10 protein-coding genes are annotated in these 20821 nt (G+C 73.8%); 6 read left to right on the plus strand and 4 right to left on the minus strand.

Annotation, left to right across the window (positions count from 1 at the left end; translation table 11 throughout):
* Positions 1-263: 263 nt before the first annotated feature.
* From prfB to ACFVT2_RS30615, 3 genes are all read right to left on the minus strand, one after another.
* Positions 264-1379: a peptide chain release factor 2 gene (prfB, locus tag ACFVT2_RS30605; protein WP_390023036.1), complete on the minus strand. Its 1116-nt coding sequence runs from the start codon at positions 1377-1379 to the stop codon at positions 264-266.
* 137 nt (positions 1380-1516) lie between these two features.
* Positions 1517-2821 carry a serine/threonine-protein kinase gene (locus tag ACFVT2_RS30610; RefSeq protein WP_390023037.1) on the minus strand — a complete coding sequence of 435 codons (1305 nt, stop codon included), beginning with the start codon at positions 2819-2821 and terminating at the stop codon, positions 1517-1519.
* Between the two features lie 180 nt (positions 2822-3001).
* A complete protein-coding gene (locus ACFVT2_RS30615; RefSeq protein ID WP_390023039.1) occupies positions 3002-4636 on the minus strand; it encodes a serine/threonine-protein kinase in 1635 nt (544 codons plus the stop codon).
* Positions 4637-5173: 537 nt separating this feature from the next.
* Between ACFVT2_RS30615 and ACFVT2_RS30620 the strand changes: the two genes are divergently transcribed.
* From ACFVT2_RS30620 to ACFVT2_RS30640, 5 genes are all read left to right on the plus strand, one after another.
* Positions 5174-9370, plus strand: coding sequence for an FtsK/SpoIIIE domain-containing protein (locus ACFVT2_RS30620; protein ID WP_390023063.1), 4197 nt, complete (start codon positions 5174-5176; stop codon positions 9368-9370).
* A gap of 1511 nt (positions 9371-10881) precedes the next feature.
* Positions 10882-12210, plus strand: a complete 1329-nt coding sequence (locus tag ACFVT2_RS30625) for an ABC transporter substrate-binding protein (protein ID WP_390023064.1) — start codon at positions 10882-10884, stop codon at positions 12208-12210.
* 180 nt (positions 12211-12390) lie between these two features.
* Entirely contained in the window at positions 12391-13770 is a 1380-nt protein-coding gene (locus tag ACFVT2_RS30630; RefSeq protein WP_390023041.1) for a carbohydrate ABC transporter permease, read from the plus strand.
* Complete coding sequence (locus ACFVT2_RS30635; protein WP_390023043.1) at positions 13767-14702, plus strand: carbohydrate ABC transporter permease; 936 nt, start codon at positions 13767-13769, stop codon at positions 14700-14702. Before ACFVT2_RS30630 ends, ACFVT2_RS30635 begins: the two co-directional genes overlap by 4 nt.
* Before the next feature lie 309 nt (positions 14703-15011).
* Positions 15012-15980 carry a class I SAM-dependent methyltransferase gene (locus tag ACFVT2_RS30640; protein WP_390023044.1) on the plus strand — a complete coding sequence of 323 codons (969 nt, stop codon included), beginning with the start codon at positions 15012-15014 and terminating at the stop codon, positions 15978-15980.
* 57 nt (positions 15981-16037) lie between these two features.
* On the opposite strand, the gene ACFVT2_RS30645 is transcribed toward ACFVT2_RS30640, so the two are convergent.
* Positions 16038-16727 (minus strand): class I SAM-dependent methyltransferase, encoded by a 690-nt coding sequence (locus ACFVT2_RS30645; protein ID WP_390023046.1) that lies wholly within the window; start codon positions 16725-16727, stop codon positions 16038-16040.
* 252 nt (positions 16728-16979) lie between these two features.
* On the opposite strand from ACFVT2_RS30645, the gene ACFVT2_RS30650 reads away from it, so the two are divergent.
* Positions 16980-20714, plus strand: a complete 3735-nt coding sequence (locus tag ACFVT2_RS30650) for a CDP-glycerol glycerophosphotransferase family protein (protein WP_390023048.1) — start codon at positions 16980-16982, stop codon at positions 20712-20714.
* The last annotated feature ends 107 nt before the right edge of the window (positions 20715-20821 follow it).

The following is a 20821-nucleotide window of genomic DNA, read 5'->3' on the forward strand; positions in this document are numbered from 1 at the left end:
CACGCCACGACCTCGCATTGACTGCGGGCCATTCGCCTCCCCGTTCTTGCACGCGCCCCATGACACACGCATGCCGCGCTCAGCCTTCCCAGTTCTCGGAACATCGTCAAGGCCGAATAAAGGCTTGATGCCCGAATTGCCCGGAGGTGGGCGATACATGGACGTACGACTGTGACCTAACCGCCACCGCAAAAAACAACTGCCCCCCTCAGGGAGGCAGTTGTCGGGACGTTCCGCGGGCTTTTGTCCGCTTGCGTCTGCGGTTACTTCGCCTGCTGCTCCTGCTGCTTGCGCCAGCGGATGCCGGCCTCCAGGAAGCCGTCGATGTCGCCGTCCAGCACGCCCTGCGGGTTACCGACCTCGCACTCCGTCCGCAGGTCCTTGACCATCTGGTACGGGTGCAGGACGTACGAACGCATCTGGTTTCCCCAGGAGTTGCCGCCGTCGCCCTTGAGGGCGTCCATCTTGGCCCGCTCCTCCTGGCGGCGCCGCTCCAGCAGCTTCGCCTGGAGGACGTTCATGGCGGTGGCCTTGTTCTGGATCTGCGAGCGCTCGTTCTGGCAGGAGACGACGATGCCGGTGGGGATGTGCGTCAGCCGGACCGCGGAGTCCGTGGTGTTGACGCCCTGGCCGCCGGGGCCGGAGGAGCGGTAGACGTCCACCCGCAGATCGCTCTCGTCGATCTCGATGTGGTCGGTCTGCTCGACGACCGGCAGCACCTCGACGCCCGCGAAGGAGGTCTGGCGGCGGCCCTGGTTGTCGAACGGCGAGATCCGCACCAGGCGGTGCGTGCCCTGCTCCACGGAGAGCGTGCCGTAGGCGTAGGGCACCTGGACGGCGAAGGTGGTCGACTTGATGCCGGCCTCTTCGGCGTACGAGGTCTCGTACAGCTCGGTCTTGTAGCCGTGGCGCTCGGCCCAGCGCAGGTACATCCGCTGGAGCTTCTCGGCGAAGTCCGCGGCGTCCACCCCGCCGGCCTCGGCGCGGATGCTCACCACGGCCTCGCGGGCGTCGTACTCGCCGGACAGCAGCGTGCGGACCTCCAGCTCGTCCACCGCCTTGCGGACGTCGATCAGCTCGCGCTCGGCCTCGGCGCGGGTCTCCTCGTCGCCCTCGGCCTCGGCGAGCTCGAAGAGCACCTCAAGGTCGTCGACGCGGCCGCGCAGCTCCTCGGCCCGGCGCAGCTGGCCCTGGAGGTAGGACAGCTGGCTGGTGATCTTCTGCGCGTTCGCCGGGTCGTCCCACAGGGACGGCGCCGCTGCCTGCTCCTCGAGCACGGCGACATCGGCCCTCATCTTGTCGAGGTCCAGGACGGCCTCGATCGACTCCATGGTCGAGGAGAGGGACTTCAGCTCTTCGGATACATCGACGACTGCCACGCACCCAGCCTAACGGCTGCCACCGACAATGTGCCCCGGCCCCGGCTACCCGGCCGGGGCCGGACCGGGGCGCGCGGGCCCACCGCCCGCCTCGCACGCGGTTCCCGCGCCGGCGCCCCGGCGGCGTCGGCCCCAGGTCACCGGGCCCGGTGCGGCTGGTGCACACCAGGCGTGGCGTCGCCCCCCTCGTCGCCGCCCGAGGCCAGCAGACCGCCGACCACGGCCGCCACGACGACCAGGGCGGCCGCCACGCCCACCTTGATCCGCCGGCGCCGCACCGCCTCCGGCGACGAACGGTGCCGGGCCGAGCCCGCCCGACGCTCCCCCGCGGCCCGCGGGGCGCGGGCGGTGCCGTGCGCGCCGCCGGCCAGTTCGTCCGGCTCGGGGACTCGCATGCTGGTGTGCGTCTCCCGGTTGGAGTCCGGTTTCGCCCCCTGGACGAGGGGGACCGCGCCGCGCGGCGGCCCTTCGGGCGCCGCCGTCGAGTAGTGGGCCTCCTGGCGGGAGCCGGCGGGAACGCCCTCCGGGTCGTCCGCCGGCTGCTCGTCACCGGGCTCGTCGATGTCCAGCGGCGGGATGCCGGCCAGACCGGGCAGGATCTCCCGCAGTCGGGCGGCGAGTTCCGGGGCCCGCAGCCGGGAGGCGGGCGCTTTGGCCAGGCACTGGAGCAGCAGTTGCCACAGTTCGTCCGGGATGCCGGGCAGCGGGGCGACGCTCTCGGTGACGTGGCGGCGCAGCACCGCGCCGGAGTGGCCGCCCCCGAAGGGCGTGAAGCCGGCGAGCATCTCGTACAGGACGGTGGCCAGCGCGTAGACGTCCACCGAGGCGCGCGGCGGCAGCCCCTCGATGATCTCCGGAGCGAGGTAGTCGGGGGTGCCGATGACCTTGGTCGAGCGGAGCGGGAGGGTGGTCCCCCCGGTCGGAGGCTGGGGGAGGGTCCTGCGCGGGGAGTCGACCAGGCGCGCGATGCCGAAGTCGGTGAGCAGCGCGGGGTGCGCGCCACCGGGGCCGAGCGGCCCTTGCATGTCCAGTAGGACGTTCTCCGGTTTGACGTCGCGGTGCACGATCCGGGCGGCGTGCGCGGCGGCGAGGCCGTCGGCGACGTCGGCGACGATGGCCACGGCGGCCTCCGGGGCCAGCCGCCGCTCGCGCTCCAGGCGGGTGCGCAGGTCGGTCCCGCGGACGAGGTCCATGACGAGCGCGAGGTCGGCGCCGTCGACGACGAGGTCGCGGACGCCGACGACACGCGGGTGTTCCAGGCTCAGCAGCGCCGCCCGCTCCTGCACGAAGCGGCCGACGAGCTCCTGGTCGGAGGCGAGATCCTCACGCAACAGCTTGATGGCCACGGCCCCTTCGGGACCCTCGCCCAGCCATACCGTGCCCGCACTGCCGCGCCCCAGGATCTGGTGGGCGGTGTACCGGCTGCCGATCTTCCGTGCCAAGACTGCTCCGACGTGTCGGGCCCCCGAGCGTCCTGCGGGGGCTGAGGTTGGCGTCAAAGCTACGCGGGCGCCAGAGGGTTCAGTGCCCCCAATGGCGGCAACCGTCACTTCTGTCCGGGAATTCATCGGCCGGAAGTCGACAAAGAGACGATGCCGCCGCCGCTCCGTCCGTACGGGCCGTCAGCCACCGATTTTCTGTACGAAGTCCCGCACGCTGGTGAAGATGTCGCCGAGCTGCTGGAAGAAGCCCTTGGTCGTCCCGATCCACTCCTGGAGCGGGGTGAACTCCCAGATCAGCCAGGCCGCCACGAACAACAGCAGCACCGTGAACAGGCAGCCCTTCAGACAGCCCAGACCGGGGATCCGCATCGGGTTGGCGCTGCGCGGCCGCGGCTCGCGCCGGGGCCGCGGCTCCCGGGCGGGCGGCGGAGCCGGCTCGTAGCGCTGCGGCGGCGGCTCCTGACGCCGCTGCGGGGCCGGCGGCCGCTGCTGCTGCTGGGCGTACCCGGCCTGCTGCCCGCCGTACTGGGGCGGCTGCTGCGGTGCCGAGCGGCGTTGCGGACGGCGGCGCAGCGGGTCGTCCTGCGGATCCAGGTACTGCACCTGGGTCTGGTCGTTGCGGTCGCGGGCGGCCCGCAGCTGGGACTCCCACGGGTGCGGGCCCTCGGGCTCCGGCGGACCGGCGGCGGGCGCGCCCACCGGCATCGGGGGCACCGGCGGCATCGCACGCGTCGGCGCCGGGCCCTGCCCCCCGGGACCACCGAGGCCGCCGGTGGACGGCAGCACGCTGGTCGGTGCGCCCGGGTCGTAGGAGGACGCGTTGGTCGGCAGCACCTGGGTCGGCGCGGCGGCGTCCGCCCCCTGGGAGCCGTCACCGGTGCCGGGGACCGTGGCCGGGTCCGGGTCGGGGGCGAGCAGTGCGGCGACGCCCAGCGCCGCCTGGGCCTGCTCCGGGGTGGCCTGCGCGCCGATGCCGGCCGCGACGGTGCGCAGTCCGCGCGCCAGGTTCTCGGCGCTGGGGCGCTCCTCGGGCCGCTTGCGCAGGCAGCGCTCGATGAGCGTCCACATCGGCTCGGGGAGCGAGGCGGGGCGCTGCGGCTCCTCGGCGAGGTGCTTGTGCAGCACCTCCAGGGCGGTCGCCCCGGCGAACGGCGGACGGCCGGTGAGCAGTTCGTAGAGCAGGATGCCGGCGCCGTAGATGTCCACGGCGGAGGTCTGCGGGCGGCCCTCGGCGGACTCCGGCGCCACGTAGGCGGGGGTGCCGACGAACTCGTGCGTACGGGTCAGCCCCGGGGAATCGGCCAGCCGGGCGATGCCGAAGTCGGTCAGCATCGGGTGCATCTCGCCGCTGCCGTCCGAGCCGGCGAGCAGGACGTTGGCGGGCTTGAGGTCGCGGTGGACGACGCCGTCGGCGTGGCTGGCGGCCAGTGCGTCGGCGATCTGCGCGGTGAGCAGGGCGGCCGCCACCGGGCTGAACGGGCCGTTGTCGCGCAGATAGCGGTGCAGGTCGGGGCCGTCGACCAGGTCCATGACGAGCGCCAGCAGGTCGCCCTCGACGACCAGGTCGCGGGTCCGGACGATGTTGGGGTGGGTGAGCCGCAGCAGGACCGAGCGCTCCCGTAGAAAGCGCATCACCACGTCGGCGTCGGACGCCAGCTCCTCCTTGAGGACCTTGATCGCGACCGTTTCGCCGGGCTCCCCCGGGACGGCGGCCTCGGCACCCGCCGCCTCCCTCTGGCGGGCACGCCAGACGGTGCCCGTGGCGCCGCGTCCCAGCGGCTCCTCAAGCAGGTACTTGCTGCCTACCGGCCGCACGTCATGCGCTCCCTGGTCGTGGTGGGGATCCTTGCCTGGCCCGCTGGGTCAGCTCGCGGCCCGTCCGCCCCACTGTAGTGCCGTCGCACAAAGATTTCGGCGCGCCGGACAGGGCAGGGCTCCTCGGGAAGACGCCGGTTCCGGGTCGTTGGTTGCCCGGATTCGGAACGCCTCCCGGCCCGGCCGGTACGCGGTGTTCCCGGGTCCGCGTCAACACGGCCGGAACCCGCTTCAGCGCTCCGGGTGCCGTCCGCCACCGACCGCTTCCCTGGCAACCGATGATCGAAATCGGCCGGTTCGATGCGCGTAAGCAGGCAGTTTTCCGCCGGCCGCCGACCAATCAAGATCATTAATGGGCGGTCGGCGGGCGTGTTGTCAGCGGCAGGTGCGAGGATGCATCCCAGCACGCACGCGGTGGGGGCGCGCGGTCACTGTCGCGACGTGCATGGGACATGTCCGTGCCGACGTGCCCGGGGTGCGGTGGGGGAGCGAGCGGAGCCCCTGCCGGATTCCCGGCAGAAGGGACCGTTGACGGCGATGCAGATCCGGCTGACCGTCCTCGGGCCGCGCAGCGGCCACACCACGCGGGCCTGCGACGTCCTCGTGACGGCCCCCGCCGGGACCGCCCTGGCGACGGTGGCCGGCTCCCTCGCGGCGGCCGTGGCGGGCACCGGCGCGGACGTCGGCAGCACCAGCAGCGGCGCCCCGGTCGTCCTCTACGCCGGCGCCGAGCGGCTCGACCCGCAGCGCGCCGCCCTCGGCGAGCCACCCCTGATCGACGGCGCGGTGCTCTCCCTCCAGGGCCCCGGCCCCGCCCCCGCACACGGCCTGCCGCACGGCTCCGCCCGACTCCGCGTCGTCTCCGGCCCCGACGCCGGCGGCGTCCACCTCCTGCACGGCGGCCAGATCCGCATCGGCCGCTCCGCCGACGCCGACGTCCCCCTGGACGACCCGGACGTCTCCCGTCTGCACTGCGCCGTCACGGTCGAGCCCGACGGCGCGGTGTACGTCGCCGACCTGCGCTCCACCAACGGCACCGCCGTCGACGGCACCGAACTCCACGACCTCGCCGTCCCCCTGCCGCCCGGCGCCCTGCTCCGCATCGGCGAATCGGCGCTCCGCCTCCAGTCCCCGCCCCACACCCCGGACCCGGCCCTGAACGCCACTCCCGACGGCGAGGGCCACCTCCGGGTCGCCCCCGGCCGGGTGAGCCCCGGCGCGACGGCCACCGGAGCAACCACGTCGGGCGCCTTGTACGCCCACCCCGGCCACCCCTCGACGCACGGCGGCGCGCACGGCACCCGCACCGCCCCAGCCGACCCGTACGGCACCACCACGGGCGCCGCTGCCCACCCGGGGGCCGACGCCAGTGGCAACGGCCCGGTAGCCCCCGGCCACGAGCACGCCACCCCGGCCGGCGCCACCCCACCGATGACCGCCCCGCCGACCCTCACCCCCGAGGACTGGCCCGCCGCCGGATCCGGGCGCCGGGACACCCCGCTGCGCGGCGTTCCCGCCCCGGCGGCCCGGGCCCCGTTCGGCACCGACGGGCCCCTCGGTGCGACCGGGGCCCACGCCCCGGGGCCGGGCGGCTCGGCGGAGGGCGGCCTGTTCCCGCCCGCCGCACCCGCCACGCCCCACCAGGAGCCCACCCCCGACCCCGCCGCATACGGGCCGGGCCCGCACGACCCCACGGCGCCCGGCTCCGCGGCACCGGGCCCCGAACGGGCACCGGACGCACCCCACGCCCCGACGCACGCCGCCTACGGGAACGGCCCGGGCCATCCCGCGGCGGAATACGGGGCGCCCACCGGCCACGAGGCGGTGGCCGGCCACGGCGCCGCGCCCACGGGCGGGCAGACCCACGGCGGACAGCAATCCCTGGTCCCGGCCGACCCGGTGACCCGCAAGGCCGGCCGACGCGGCGGCATCGGCGCCTGGGCACGCCGACTCGCCGGCGGACGCCCCGTAGTGGAGGAGCCGCACGACCCGGCCCCCGAGACGGCGTACGGCGACGGGCCGGCACCCACCGACGAGCCGTCCCGCACGGCCGCCGGCAGCACCCCCGCCCCCGCCGGCCCGGCCGCCCACGAACGCTGGCCGGACGCCGCCGCCGTCCTGCTCACCGCGCTCGGCCCCGGCCCCCGGCTCTGGGAGCGCGGCCCGGAACACCCGGACGCACTCACCGTCCGCCTGGGGACGGCCGAGCGGGACGGCGGCCGCACCGTCACACCCGTCACCGTCGAACTGCGCCGGGCCGGCGCCCTCGGGCTGGCCGGGCCGCGGGGACGGCTCGTCGGCCTGGCCCGGTCCGCCGCCGCGCAGCTGGCCGCGCTGCACTCCCCCGGGGCGCTGGAGATCGTCCTGATCAGCACCGACCGGGCACACGCCGTCGAGGAGCGGGTGGCCGACTGGTCCTGGCTGGGCTGGTTGCCGCACGTCCGCCCGGCCCGCGGCCAGGACTGCCGCCTGCTGCTCGCCTACGACAAGGAGCAGGCCGCGGCCCGCACCGCCGAACTGGTGCGCCGGCTGGACGACGGCCCACTGGGCCCCGGCTGGCCCAGCGCCGACCGCGCCGAGGTGGCCTCCGCCGCCGCCCGCCACCAGGGGCCGTACACCCTGCTGATCGTGGACGGCGACCCCGGCTCGTCGACGCTGCGCGAAACCACCGCACGACTGGCCGCCGGCGGCCCGGCGGCCGGCATCCACGTGCTGTGCCTGGCCGAGACCCCGGCCGCCTCCCCCGCCTTCCCGCTGGCCGCGACGTACGAGGCGGCGCGCGACGCGTCACCCGCGTTCGGCGAGTGCGGGGCGGTGGCGGTGCTCAGCGGCGACGTCGCGACGGCCCTGCGGGTGGTCCAGCCGGGCTCGGGACCGAACGGCACGGTCGCGACCGTGGACGCGGTCTCGGTCGCCTGGGCGGAGCGGTTCGCCCGGGCGCTGGCGCCGCTGCGCGAGGCCGAAGCGGGCGGCGGCCCGGGCGGACCGACCGCGCCGCGCGCCGCGGTACCGCTGCCGGATTCGGCACGCCTGCTGGACGAGCTGGGCCTGGCCCGCGCCACCCCCGCGTCCCTGATGGCCCGTTGGGCGGCGGCCCAGGACACCGACCGGCCCAGCGCCGCCGCGGTGCTGGGCGCCGGGCCGCACGGCCCCGTGGTCGCCGACCTCGCGGCCGACGGCGCGCATCTGCTCGTCGAGGGCGCGGCGGCCACCGGCAAGACCGAGCTGCTGCGGTCCCTCGCCGCGTCGCTGGCCGCCGCGGACCGCCCGGACCGACTGTCGCTGGTACTGGTGGACGGCGCCGGCACCGAACGCGGCGAGGGCCTGCGGGTCTGTACGGAACTGCCGCACGTCACGACGCACCTGGCCGCCTCGGACCCGGTGCGGATGCGGGAGTTCGCCCAGGCGCTCTCCTCCGAACTGAAGCGGCGCGCCGAAATACTGGCCGGCACCCCCTTCTCCGAGTGGCGCGCCAAGCACCTCCCGGCCCCCCGCATCATCGCCCCTCGCCGCTCCACCGAAAGCGCCTCCACACCCGGCACCTTCACTCCCAACCCCGCCACAACGAGCGCCCGTACTTCGACCACCCGCACATCGAGCGCCCGCACATCGAGCGCCCCGGTGGCAAACGCCTCCGCGGCCAACGCCTCCACGGCGAGTGGTTCGACTGCCGGCGCTTCCGCGGCCACGCCGGCCCGTCACACCCCTCCCGCCCCTCACACCTCATCGGGACCATTCGGCTCGCCCGGCTCGTCCAACTCATCCGGCTCGCCTGCCACACCTGGCTCGCCCGCCTCACCCGATTCACCTGCCACCCCCGCCCCCTCCACCCCACCCCTCGCATTCACAACGAGTAACGAATCCCAGGAACAAATCACTCTCCGTAATCGTTGCCGAAACAAGGAAGACCGCAGCGGCGCCCCGGCCGACCCCGCGGACCCCTCCCGTACAGGCACCCTTCGCCTCCGCACCCGCCCCGGCACCCCGGGCCAGGACCCCGACCACCCGAACCACCACGGTTCCCCCGGCCCCTCCGGCGCCCTCGGCGATGCGCCGACCCATCGGATGTCCGGCGCCGCGGGCCCGATGGGCAGCGCAGGCTCGACCGGCGCGCCGGGCCTGGCAGGCGCGGCCGGCACGGCGGCGTCCGCAGCCTCGGCAGCCTCGGCCACTCCTGGCCGGACGGCATCGCAGGCGGCAGCTCAGTCGGCCGCCCCACCGGCCGCTCCCATGCCCCGGCTCTTCATCCTGGTCGACGACTTCGACGCTTTGGTCTCCCCGGCGCTGGGCAGTACGGGCCGCCCGGCCGCCGGTTCCGTGGTGCGCGCCCTGGAGGCGGTGGCCCGGGACGGCGCGGCACTGGGCGTGCACCTGATAGCCGCCACCGGCCACCCGGACCGCACGGAAGGCACCGCGACCGCCGAACGGGCCGCCCTGCTGATCCAGTTGGGCGGCGCCACCGACCCGTCCGAGCCGACGCCACCCGGCTCCGAGCCGGTACCGCCCGGCCGCGGGCGGCTGCACCGTGCGGCGGACGGCACGTCCACGCCGTTCCAGGCGGGGCGGGTGACCGGGCGGATACCCCGTACGTCCACGCTGCGGCCGACCGTCGTGCCCTTGGAATGGCAGCGGATGGGTGACCCGCCGGCTCGGCGCCCGCTCCGGGAACTGGGCAACGGCCCGACGGACCTGGCCCTGCTGGCCAGCGCGCTGCAGCGGGCCGCACAGTCCTAGGGCGCGCCGTCGGGGCGGTCGTTGGTTTGACGACGGTTGCGGGCACTTGAGGGCGGCTGTGGGCACTTAAGGGCGATTGCGAGCGCTTGAGGGCGGCGGAGGGTGCTTGAAGGCGGTTGTTGCAGCTTGAGGCCGTTGTGGGTGCTTGCGGGCTGTCGGGGCGTTCCTGAGGGGCGTTGAGGGCGATTCGATTGATGCTGGGGCGGCCTCGGTGGCCAGGGGGCCTCGGTGGCCAGGGGGCCTCGGTGGGCCAGTGGGGGTTAGCGGCCTGGGTGGTCGTCGGTGTGGGATCTGCTGCGGGCTGATGTGGGAGGGCTTCGGGGGGCGGTTCGGGGCTGGGGGGCCAGCTCGGCTTCTTCGGGGGTCAGTTCGGCTTCGGGGGGCGGCTTCGGGGGGCGGCTTCGGGGGCGGTTCGATGCCGGGGAGCGGTTCGAGGCTGGGGCCAGTTCAAGGCTGGAGGTCGCTTCGGGGCCGGGGGCCGGATGTTCCTGCGGTGACGGCGCCACTGCGGGTGTGTGCTTCATGGCGGGCGGTGTGCGCCGCAGTGGCCGGTGTGCCTTGCGGTGGGCTGAGGGGGCCGTGGGTTGTGGGGCTGTTGCGCGGGCGGGTGGGCGGGGCCGTGGGGTGGTGGCGGGGTCGGGAGACGGGCCGAAGCGTGGTTCCCGAGCCGGTGGTGAGGGCTGGGTGGTGGCGGAGTCGGCGGGAGGGTATGGCCCGTAACAGGCCCATCACGAAAGGGGAGTTGGCGTGGGTGGCGGTATTGCGGAGCCGGTGGCGGGGGCGTAGGACTGTCGCACGTGCCTCGGTCTCAGTCTCAGGGTGAGCACGGACGCGGCTGGGGTGAGCGCCGGTGCGAGTGGGGCGGATGCGACTCCGGCGGGACCGGCAGGCTCTGGTCGGGGCGGTAGAGCCGGTAGAGCTGGTAAGGCCGGTAGGGCAACAAGGGCGGTAGCGAGCGGCAAGCCACGGTGAGGCGCCACGTACGGAGCGGCAGCGCGCACAGTACGACTGCATCGGCGCCTCAACCACGGCGCCTCAGCACCACGGCACCACAGCACCACGGGCGCTCGCCCAGACGGCGCGGCAGCACGCAGCACGCAGCACGCAGCACGCAGCACGCAGCACGCAGCTGGATGGTACGGCGCGACGGCACGGTGATCACGGCACTGGCGTAGGCGGAACGGTTCGGCGGCACGGCGCCGGCGTGAGCGTGCGGGGCCCGACTGCACTGGGCGGGGCCGTTCGCGGGCGCTGGGTCAAGGGGCTACGGAGAGGCTACGGGGATGCGCAGACGAGTCGACCGTACGGGGACGGGCACCGGGAGCGGCCAGACGGCGAGCAGTGGGAAGGCGAGCGGCCAGGTGGCGGCCGGCGAGACGGCGAGCGGCCAGAAGGTGGGCGGCCGGATGGTGACCGGTGGGAAGGCGAGCGGCCGGATGGTGGGTGGGCGGGGGGAAGGACGGGGTGGTGTTGACGCTGGGGGGCGCGGGGTGCGGGGGCGGGCTGTGCGGGTGGTGGCGGCCGTGGCGGTGTTGGCGCTTGGGGTGGCTGGGTGTGGAAGTGGGAGTGGGAGTGGTGGGAAGGGGGCGGGGAAAGGGGGTGGGGGTGCGGCGCCTACGGTGGCGTTGCCCAAGCTGAGTGGGCAGCGGCTTCAGGTGACGGCGGTCTGGACGGGGGCCGAGCGGGACAACTTCACCAAGGTGTTGGCGGAGTTCGAGAAGCGCACCGGGGCGAAGGTCGACTTCGTGCCCAGCGGCGATGACATGGCCGGTTTCATCGGGTCCAAGATCGCGGGTGGTGGGCCGCCGGACGTGGCGCTGCTCCAACAGGTCGGGGTGTTGAACGAGTTCGCGGAGAAGGGGTGGCTCAAGCCGCTCGGGGCGGATGCCAAGGCGCAGTTGGCGAAGAACTTCGGCAAGGGCTGGCGGGATCTGGGGGCTCACAAGGGCACCGAGTACGGGGTGTATTTCAAGGCCAGTAACAAGTCGTTGGTGTGGTACAACGCCAAGGTTTTCGAGAATGCCGGGGTTTCCGAGCCGAAGACGTGGCCGGAGTTCTTGAAGGTGGCGCAGACGGTTTCCGAGTCGGGTGTGGAGCCGGTGTCGGTGGGTGGGTCGGACGGTTGGACGCTGACCGACTGGTTCGAGAACGTCTATCTCTCGCAGGCCGGGCCGGAGAAGTACGACCGGTTGGCGAAGCACGACCTGAAGTGGACCGACCCCTCGGTCAAGCAGGCGCTGACCACGTTGGGGCAGTTGTTCGGTCGTAAGGAGTTGTTGTCGGGGGGCAATGCGGGGGCGTTGCAGACGGACTTTCCGACGTCGGTGACGCAGACGTTCACCGGTGGTGACGCGCCGAAGGCGGCGATGGTGTCGTCGGCGGATTTCGCGGCGGCGAACATCGCGCAGACGAAGGCGAAGATCGGGACGGATGCGAAGGTGTTCCCGTTCCCGGCGGTGGGTGCCAAGTCGCCGGTGGTGACCGGTGGGGACGTGGCGGTGGCGCTCAAGGACGGCAAGGCGGCGCAGGCGTTGCTGACGTTCCTGGCGTCGACGGACGCGGCCGGGATCTGGGCGCGGGCGGGCGGTTTCCTCTCGCCCAACAAGGAGCTGGATCAGGCGGCGTACGGGGATGACGTGATGCGGAAGATCTCCAAGGCGTTGATCGCGGCGGGTGACGGCTTCCGGTTCGACATGTCCGACCAGGCGCCCGCTTCGTTCGGTGGCAAGCCGGGGCAGGGCGAGTGGAAGGACTTGCAGGACTTCCTGAAGAACCCCAAGGACGTGGCGGGTACCCAGCAGCGGTTGGAGCAGGACGCGACCAAGTCGTTCGGGCACTGAGGCGCGGGGACGGGGCGCGGGCGGGCGCCAGTGGAGCGGTGCGCGCCGCCTCCCTCAGTGGGTCGCCTCCCTCCGTGGGTCGCCTCCCCCCGTGGGTCGCCTCCGTTACGTGAGCCGGCTCCGTATGTGTGCCACCTCGATGCGTGAAGTACCTCGATCGGGAGCGGGGGTTCGTCGACGATGAGCGATGCGGGCACGGGTGCAGGGGCGGACGCGGCGGTGGTCGCGGCGGAGGTGGGCCCGCCGGCGGGGGGCGGGGCGCGGCGGCGGCGTGCGGTGGCGGGGACGCGGTGGTGGGTCGCGGCGGTGTTTCTGTTGCCGGCGTTGGTGCTGTTGGGGGCGTTGGTGGTGTATCCCATCGGGTTCTCGGTGTACCGGAGTTTTTTTGATGCGTCCGGCAACGGTTTTGTGGGGTTGGGGAATTACGGGGCGATGTTCTCGGACGAGGGCATCCGGACGGCGTTGAAGAACAATGTGGTGTGGGTGGTGGTGGCCCCGACGGTGTCCACCGCGCTGGGGTTGATCTTCGCGGTGCTGACCGAGCGGGTGCGTTGGGGTACAGCGTTCAAGTTGGTCGTCTTCATGCCGATGGCGATTTCGATGCTGGCGGCCGGGATCATTTTCCGGTTGGTCTACGACCAGGATCCGCAGCGTGGGGTGGCCAATGCGGTGTGGGTGTCGGTGCATGACACGTTCGCGGAGCCGGCGCCGTTCCCGGGGGCCAAGCCGCGGCCGAACGCGGAGCTTCGGCCGTCGGGGGGTGGGGCGTTCACCACGCGGTCGGTGGTGCGGGCGGGGTCGCCGGTGGATCTGCCGTTGGTTGCGGTGCAGTCGTCGGACCTGCGGGGTGCGAGGTCGGCGGTGGTGGCGCGGTCGCGGCCGGGGCAGGTGACGGGTACGGCGTGGCTGGATTTCACCCGTGGGGGTGGGGGGCGGCCGAACGTCATCGATCCGGGTGAGAAGGCGCTGGCCGGTCTGACGGTGGAGGCGGTGAAGGGCGGCCGGGTGGTGGCGTCGGCGGTGACGGCGGCGGACGGGACGTATGCGTTGCCGGCGGCGGAGGCGGTCGGGGCGCGGTTGCGGTTGCCGGCGGCGAATTTCGCGGCGGCGTACCACGGGGTGGACTGGCTGGGTCCGGCGTTGGTGACGCCGGCGATCATCGGCAGTTATGTGTGGATGTGGGCTGGTTTCGCGATGGTGTTGATCGCGGCGGGGTTGGCGGGGGTGCCGCGGGAGTTGTTGGAGGCGGCGCGGGTGGACGGGGCCGGTGAGTGGCAGGTGTTCCGTCGGATCACGGTGCCGTTGTTGGCGCCGGTGCTGGTGGTGGTGCTGGTCACGCTGATGATCAATGTGCTGAAGATCTTCGACCTGGTGTACATCATCGCGCCGGGCTCCAGTCTGCGGTCGGCGAATGTGTTGGCGTTGCAGTTGTTCCAGTCGTCGTTCGGGACGGATGTGGACGAGGGGCTGGGCAGTGCGATTGCGGTGTTCTTGCTGGTGCTGGTGGCGCCGGTGATGTACGTGAATCTGCGCCGGATACGGAAGGAGCGCCGTCGATGACGTCGTCGATGTCGGCCGTGGACGGGGCCGCGGGGCCGGCCGGTCGTGGGGTCCGTGCGCGGGGGCGGCGGGCTGGTGGTGGGCCGTCGGTGGTCGCGCGGTTCGCGGCGCGCACCGGGGGTGGTGCGGTGCGGGTGTTCCTGGTGTTGGTGGCGTTGTTCTGGTTGATGCCGTCGGTGGGTTTGCTGCTGTCGTCGTTGCGCAGTCCGGCGCAGATCGCCGAGTCGGGGTGGTGGCAGGTGTTCACCCGGCCCGCGCAGTTGACGTTCGACAACTACAGCCAGTTGTTGTCGAACGGGAAGGTGATGGGGTCGCTGGTGACGACGGCGGCGATCACGGTGCCGGCGACGGTGTTGGTGGTGGTGATCGGGTCGCTGGCGGGTTATGCCTTCGCGTGGTTGGAGTTCCCGGGGCGGGATGCCTGGTTCATGGTGGTGGTGGGGCTGTTGGTGGTGCCGGTGCAGGTGGCGCTGATTCCGGTGGCGAAGCTGTTCGGTGCGGTGGGGTTGTTCGAGACGACGGCCGGGGTGGTGCTGTTCCACACGGCGTTCGGGTTGCCGTTCGCGGTGTTCCTGTTGCGGAACTTCTTCGCGGAGATTCCGCGGGAGTTGCTGGAGGCGGCGCGCCTGGACGGGGCGGGTGAGCTGCGGTTGTTCACGCGGGTGGTGATGCCGTTGGGCGGGCCGGCGATCGCGTCGTTGGGGATCTTCCAGTTCTTGTGGGTGTGGAACGACATGCTGATCGCGTTGATCTTCGCGGACAGTGGGCATCCGCCGATCACGGTGGCGTTGCAGCAGGAGGTGCGGCAGTTCGGCAACAACATCGATGTGTTGGCGCCGGGGGCGTTCCTGTCGATGGTGGTGCCGTTGATCGTGTTCTTCGCCTTCCAGCGGCAGTTCGTGTCGGGGGTGATGGCGGGCGCGGTGAAGTGAGCACCGCGCCCGCCGTGACCGCCGTGGTCGCCGTGGTCGGGCGTGTCCGCCGTGGTCGGGCGTGTCCGCTGTGGTCGGGGGTGACCGCCGCGGCCGTCCCCGCGGCCGTCCGCGGTCGGGTGGCGGAGATGACCGGAGCCGGGGGCGTCGCTCACCTTCCGTTCATGTTGCTGCCCCACGATGGCGCCGCTCCGTGAAACGCATGGTGCGACCGGGGTCCTGCGCGCGAGCGGCCGGATTCCGGTGCCGCGCCGCGCCCCCGTGTCGTACATCGCCCTCGATTCCCGACCGTCTGGAGACGCACCGCACATGACTGCCGTGACCGCAGACCAGAGTGCCGACCACCTGCCGCGCCCGACCCGGTTGTCCGAGGTCAAGGGGTGGTTCTTCACCGCCGATCAGCTGCTCTTCGACTGGTTCCTGCGGCATCAGCAGGACGGTGCGGTGGCGGGTGACCTGCTGGAGCTGGGCGCGTACCTGGGGAAGAGCGCGATCTTCCTGGGTGCGCGGCTGCGTCCGGAGGAGCGCTTCACGGTCTGCGACCTGTTCGACTCGCCGGCCGAGGACGCCTCGAACTCCCGGGAGATGGCGAAGTCGTACGCGACCTTGACGCGGCGCGCGTTCGAGGCCAACTACCTTTCGTTCCATGAGGAGTTGCCGGTCATCGTGCAGGGGCTGAGCTCCTCGGTGAGCGAGCACGTCGCGGCGGGCAGCGTGCGGTTCGCGCACATCGACGCGTCGCATCTGTACGAGCACGTGCACGGCGACATCCTGGCGGTGCGGGAGCTGTTGACCGACCGGGGGGTGGTGGTGATGGACGACTACCGGGCCGAGCACTGCCCGGGGGTGGCCGCCGCCACGTGGCAGGCGGTGACGGACCACGGGCTGCGGCCGATCTGTGTCAGCGGCACCAAGTTCTACGGCACGTGGGGGGACCCGGAGCCGTACCGGACCGCGCTGCTGGGGTGGCTGGCCGGCCGCGGTGACGTGTGGCACGAGGTGCAGGAGGTCAACGGGGCGCCGCTGGTGCGGTTGAGTGCCAAGGGGGCGAAGGAGCCGGCGCATCCGGTGTCCCGCCACGAGGCGCCGGAGCGGCCGGCGGTGCGGGCGGCGGTGAAGGCGGCGGGGGTGGCCCGGCCGGCCGCCGCGGGTCCGGTGTCGCGGCCGCCGCGGGGTGTGCTGCGGCGGGTCGCGCGGGATGTTCTGCCGCCGATCGTGACCCGGGCGCTCGTGCGGGCGCGGGGGCGGTCGGGGGGTGGGGGCACCTCCCAGCGGTAGCTGGGGGACTGATCTGTCGGGCGGGTCGGTCGGCGGGGTGTGCCGGGCCCGTCCGGTTCAGCCCCGGGGCACCTGGCCGACCAGGACGAAGGAGTTCGCGCGCAGGACCCGTCCGGCGGTCCGGGGCAGCGGGTGGGAGTAGGTGCGTCGGACGGCGAGTCCGGCGGCTTCGGCGAAGGCCCGCAGCAGGGTGAAGTCGGTGAAGCGGACGGGTTCGGGGCCGGCGCGGTGGCCGGCCTCCTGGGCGGTGATCAGCAGGACGCCGCCGCCGGGCCGGACGTAGGGGACGTAGGCGTGCAGCAGGTCCTCGACCTGTTGGTCGTCGAGGTGTTCCAGGACGTGGGCGGTGATGAGCGCGTCGAAGGCGCCGGGGCGGGCGTGCGGGCCGGCCAGGAAGGCGTCGGCGGTGTAGGCGGTGAGGCCGCGGGTGCGGCAGTGGGCGACGGACCGCGGGTCGTGGTCGATGCCGACGCTGCCGGGGGCGCAGGCGGCGAGGGTTTCGCCGTCGCCGCAGCCGATCTCCAGGACGCGGCCGGGGCCGATCCGGCGCAGTTGCCGGGCGAACGGGGGGCGGGCGGGCAGCAGCCGGGCCAGGCCGCCGCGTTCGTGGAGGGCGGGGAGGCGGACGGTGGAGGCGGCCGGGGCGGTGCCGGCGGGGTGCGGGGCGCGGGCGGCGGGGGTGTCGGGGGCGGGGGCCGCGGTGTCGGGGCGGTCGGTGGCGGCGGAGCTGTCGGTTCGGCCGGGCATCGCGGGCGGTCACCTTCCTGGGCGGCGGACGGTTGCCGGTGTCCGGTGCGTGGGGCGCCGGGCACGCTGTCCCACGGTCTACGCCATCGCGCGGTCCGGGCCGATCCGCCGCACCTTCGCCTCACCCTTTCAGCGCAGCGCCGGTGACCGGGTCGCCGATGGACGAGTTGAGGGACGAGTTGGCCGCATTGTCCTGTGTGTGCCCCGGGGTTGGTCCCGTGGTCCGCCAGTCCGGAAAGGCTCGTCAAGCCCATGAAGCCTCGGCTCACCGTCGTCGTCCCGGTCCCACGTGGTGCGGGGTCCGCGCGCCATGTGGAGGAGTGTCTGGAGTCGGTGGCGGCCCAGACGCTGGCGGAACTGGATGTGGTGCTGGTGGATGACGGGCCGGCGGAGGGGGCGCCGCCGGGTCGGTGGCGGCGGTGGGTGGAGCGGGATCCGCGGTTCCGGGTGGTGCACCAGGGTGGCGGGGGCCGGGGCGGGGGGTGGAACGCCGGTGCCCGGCATGTCTTTCCGCATACGGAGTATGTGGCGTTCCTGGCGCCGGACGACGTGCTGCTGCCGCGGGCGTACGAGGATCTGATCGGGCTGTTGGACAAGTCGGGGGCGGACCTGGCGACCGGGAACGTCTACCGGTTGGGGGCGGCGGGGCGGAGCCAGTCGGCGGACCATCCGGCGGCCCGGGAGACGGTGCTGCGCACCCACGTCGGGGAGGATCCGGCGCTGCTCGGCGACCACTTCGTGCGGAACAAGGTGTTCCGTCGCTCCTTCTGGGACCGGCACCACTTCGTCTTCCCCGAGGGGGAGTGGTGCGACGGTGCGGCGGTGGCGTTGCCCGCGCACGTCCTGGCGGAGGCGGTGGACGTGCTGCATGAGCACGTCTGTTACTGGCGGCTGCCGGAGGGTGCGGGGCGGCACCGGTGGCCGAGTGCGCAGGGGGTGCGGGACCGGTTCGCGGCGGTGGCGCGGATGCGGGCGCTGCTGGCCGATCCGGTGCGCCCGATGGGTGGGCGGCTGCGGGCGGACTACGACCGGGCGCAGTTGACCGTGGGGTTGGTGGACCTGGTGGCGGCGGTGCCGGGGGCGGCGCCGGAGGTGCGGACGGCGTTCCTGGATTGTGCGCGGGACTTCTTGGCGCGGACCGATCCGCGGCTTTTGCGGGCGTTGCCGGTGGAGTTGCGGATGCGCTGGTATCTGGTGCGGGCCGGGCGGTTGGTGGATTTGGGGACGCTGTTGGCGCACGAGGCGCGCAGTCCGGGGGGTTTCGCGGTGGTCGGGCCGCCGCTGCGGCGGCGGGCGGTACTGCCGTTGGCGCCGCCGGTCGCGTTGCCGGCGGGGGTGGTGCGGCTGGAGCGGGCGGACTTCCCGGTGCGGGCGGAGGTCCGGGAGGCGGTGTGGCGGGGCGGGGTGCTGCTGCTGCGGGGGTGGGCCTATGTGCGGAATCTGCCGGCCAGGTCGCGGCACGGTGTGCTGCGGACGGTGGTGCTGTCGTGTGGGCGGCGGCGGATCGTGTTGCCGCTGCGGACGGTGGCGATGCCGGAGGCGACCGCGGCGTCCGGGCAGGAGCTGCACTGTTACGACTGGTCGGGGTTCGAGCTGCGGCTGGATCCGGCGCGGCTGCGCCGGGGCGGGCGGTTGGCGGACGGCGAGTGGCGGGTGGAGGTGCTGCTGGCGTCGGCGGGGGTGGTGCGGTCCGGGGGGTTGGCGGCGCCGGACGGTGGGTCGGGGGCGGCGCCGGGTGCGTACGAGGGCGTGGACGGGGTGCGGGTGACGCCGCGGTATGTGGACGGGCGGCTGCGGATCGTGGTGTCCCGTGGGGTGCGGCGGTTGGCGGTGCCGCCGCGGGTGGTGGGTGGTGCGCTGGAGTTGGCGGTGACGGCGCCCGGGCCGGCGCCGGTGGCACTGCGGTTGACGCACCGGGGGACGGGGACGGTGGTGTCGTTCCCGGTGGAGGGGGCGGCGGACGGGGACGGCGGGTCGGTCCCGGTGGACCGGGTGGACCGGGTGGACCGGGTGGTCCCGGAGGGCACGGAGGGTGCGGAGGGTGCGGCCGGCGCGGGCGCAGTGGGCGACGCGGGCGCAGTGGGCGACGCGGGCCCGGACGGGCACGAGAAGGCGACCGAGTACGAGCAGGAGAGCGGGCACGAGAGCGGGCGCGGGGCCGGGCTCGTCGTGGCCGGTGGCGCGCGGTGTGTGGTCCGGGTGCGGTTGGACGTGCTGGCCGCGGCCCGGCCTGCGCGGGACGGTGAGCCGGCCGCGGTCCCGCCGCCGCACACCGAGAGCTGGCTGCCGGAGCTGGTGCGGCCCGGCGGCGGCACCGACCCGGTCGTCTGCCCGCCGGGGACGGCGCCGGTGGCCCATCCGCTGCCGCACGGCCGGGAGGTGGTGGCGACGGCGTCGCCGGCCGGGGAGCTGGTGCTGCAGGACCGGGTCCCGCAGGCGTACCTGGACCGGGTGGTGTGGCGGACGGACGGGACGCTGCTGCTGGCGGGGGCGCTGCCGGATGCCGCGCCGCCCGCCCCGGAGCTGGTCCTCAAGCACACCGCGCACGCCACCGAGGTGGTCTTCCCGGCCGTCCACGACAGTGGGCGGTTCCACTGTGCGCTGCCGCTGGCCGCGTTGCCGTCGTTGGCCGGGGAGGTGCCGCTGCGGGAGGGCCGTTGGACGCTGCACCTGCGGGCGCAGGGGGCGGTGGGGTCGCCGCTGGATCCGCCGGTGCGGTGCGCGCCGGCGGTCTTCGACGGGCTGCCGGTGTCGCGGACGGTGCGCGGTAAGCCGTTCACGGTGGACCGGATGCGGTACGACGAGGTGTTCGTGGCGGCCGGGCCGGCGGTGCCGCCGGTCGACCGGGGCCCGTACCGGCGTCGGGTGCTGCGTGAGCAGCACTATCCGCTGCACCGTTCGCGGCCGCTGCGGGACACCGTCCTGTACAGCAGCTTCGGCGGTCGGGCGTACGGGGATTCGCCGCGGGCGGTGCACGAGGAGTTGGTGCGGCGGGGGATGGACGTGGAGCACCTGTGGGCGGTGCGGGACGCGCAGACCGCGGTGCCGCCGTCGGCCCGGCCGGTGGTGGTGGGCAGTGCGGCCTGGCACGGGGCGTTGGCGCACAGCCACTGGATCGTCACCAACACCCATCTGCCGCGCTGGTTCGTGCGGCGGGCCGGGCAGCGGGTGATCCAGACGTGGCACGGGACGCCGCTGAAGCGGATCGGGGCGGACCTGGCGGGGACGTTGTGCGGGGGGTTGGCGCATCTGGCGGCGCGGCCGCGGCTGGGCCGGCAGTGGAGCGTGCTGCTGTCGCCGAACGCGGCGAGCACCCCGGTGCTGCGGTCGGCGCTCGGTTACGCCGGGAAGCTGCTGGAGACCGGGCTGCCGCGGACCGATGCGCTGCACGCCCCGGACCGGGACGAGGTGGCCGCGGCGGTCCGCGCCCATCTGGGCGTGCGGCCGGGTCAGCGGGTGGTGCTGTACGCGCCGACGCCGCGTGACGACGTGGCGTACGACGCGTCGCACCACCGGCTGCATCTGCCGCTGGATCTGGAGGTGGCGCGGGCGGCGCTGGACGGGGACCACGTGGTGCTGGTGCGCAGCCATCCTCAGGTGCCCGACCGGCTGTCGGCGCACCATGCGCCGTTCGCGGTCGACGTGTCGTCGTATCCGGACGCGACCGAGCTGCTGCTGGTCGCCGACGTCCTGGTCACCGACTATTCGTCGTTGGCCGCGGACTTCGCGGGCACCGGTCGTCCGATGCTGTTCCTCACCCCCGATCTGGCGCACTACCGCGACACGCTGCGGGGTTTCAGCGTGGACTTCGAGGCGCGGGTGCCGGGTCCGTTGCTGTCGTCGACGGATGAGTTGGTGGAGGCGTTGGGGGACCTGCCGGCGGTGGCGCGGGCGAGCGCGGAGGCGTATGCGGAGTTTCGGCGGGTGTTCTGTCATCTGGACGACGGTGGGGCGGCGGGGCGGGTCGCGGACCTGGTCATGGAGTGAGCGGGCCGGGGACGGGGGGTGGGTGTCGGGGTCGTGCGGGTGGGGGCGCGGGCCGGTTCGGTGCGTGGTGGCCGGATCGGCATCTCCCGGCGCCCGCGTCGTTACAG

The sequence above is a fragment of the Streptomyces sp. NPDC058000 genome (assembly GCF_042886435.1).
In the GTDB taxonomy this organism is placed as follows: domain Bacteria; phylum Actinomycetota; class Actinomycetes; order Streptomycetales; family Streptomycetaceae; genus Streptomyces.

Excerpts from the sequence above, each read along its gene's own strand:
- ACFVT2_RS30620 (WP_390023063.1), top strand. The coding sequence starts at position 5,174 with ATGCAGATCCGGCTGACCGTCCTCGGGCCGCGCAGCGGCCACACCACG.
- ACFVT2_RS30630 (WP_390023041.1), top strand. The coding sequence starts at position 12,391 with ATGAGCGATGCGGGCACGGGTGCAGGGGCGGACGCGGCGGTGGTCGCG.
- ACFVT2_RS30635 (WP_390023043.1), top strand. The coding sequence starts at position 13,767 with ATGACGTCGTCGATGTCGGCCGTGGACGGGGCCGCGGGGCCGGCCGGT.
- ACFVT2_RS30640 (WP_390023044.1), top strand. The coding sequence starts at position 15,012 with ATGACTGCCGTGACCGCAGACCAGAGTGCCGACCACCTGCCGCGCCCG.
- ACFVT2_RS30645 (WP_390023046.1), bottom strand. The coding sequence starts at position 16,727 with ATGCCCGGCCGAACCGACAGCTCCGCCGCCACCGACCGCCCCGACACC.
- ACFVT2_RS30650 (WP_390023048.1), top strand. The coding sequence starts at position 16,980 with ATGAAGCCTCGGCTCACCGTCGTCGTCCCGGTCCCACGTGGTGCGGGG.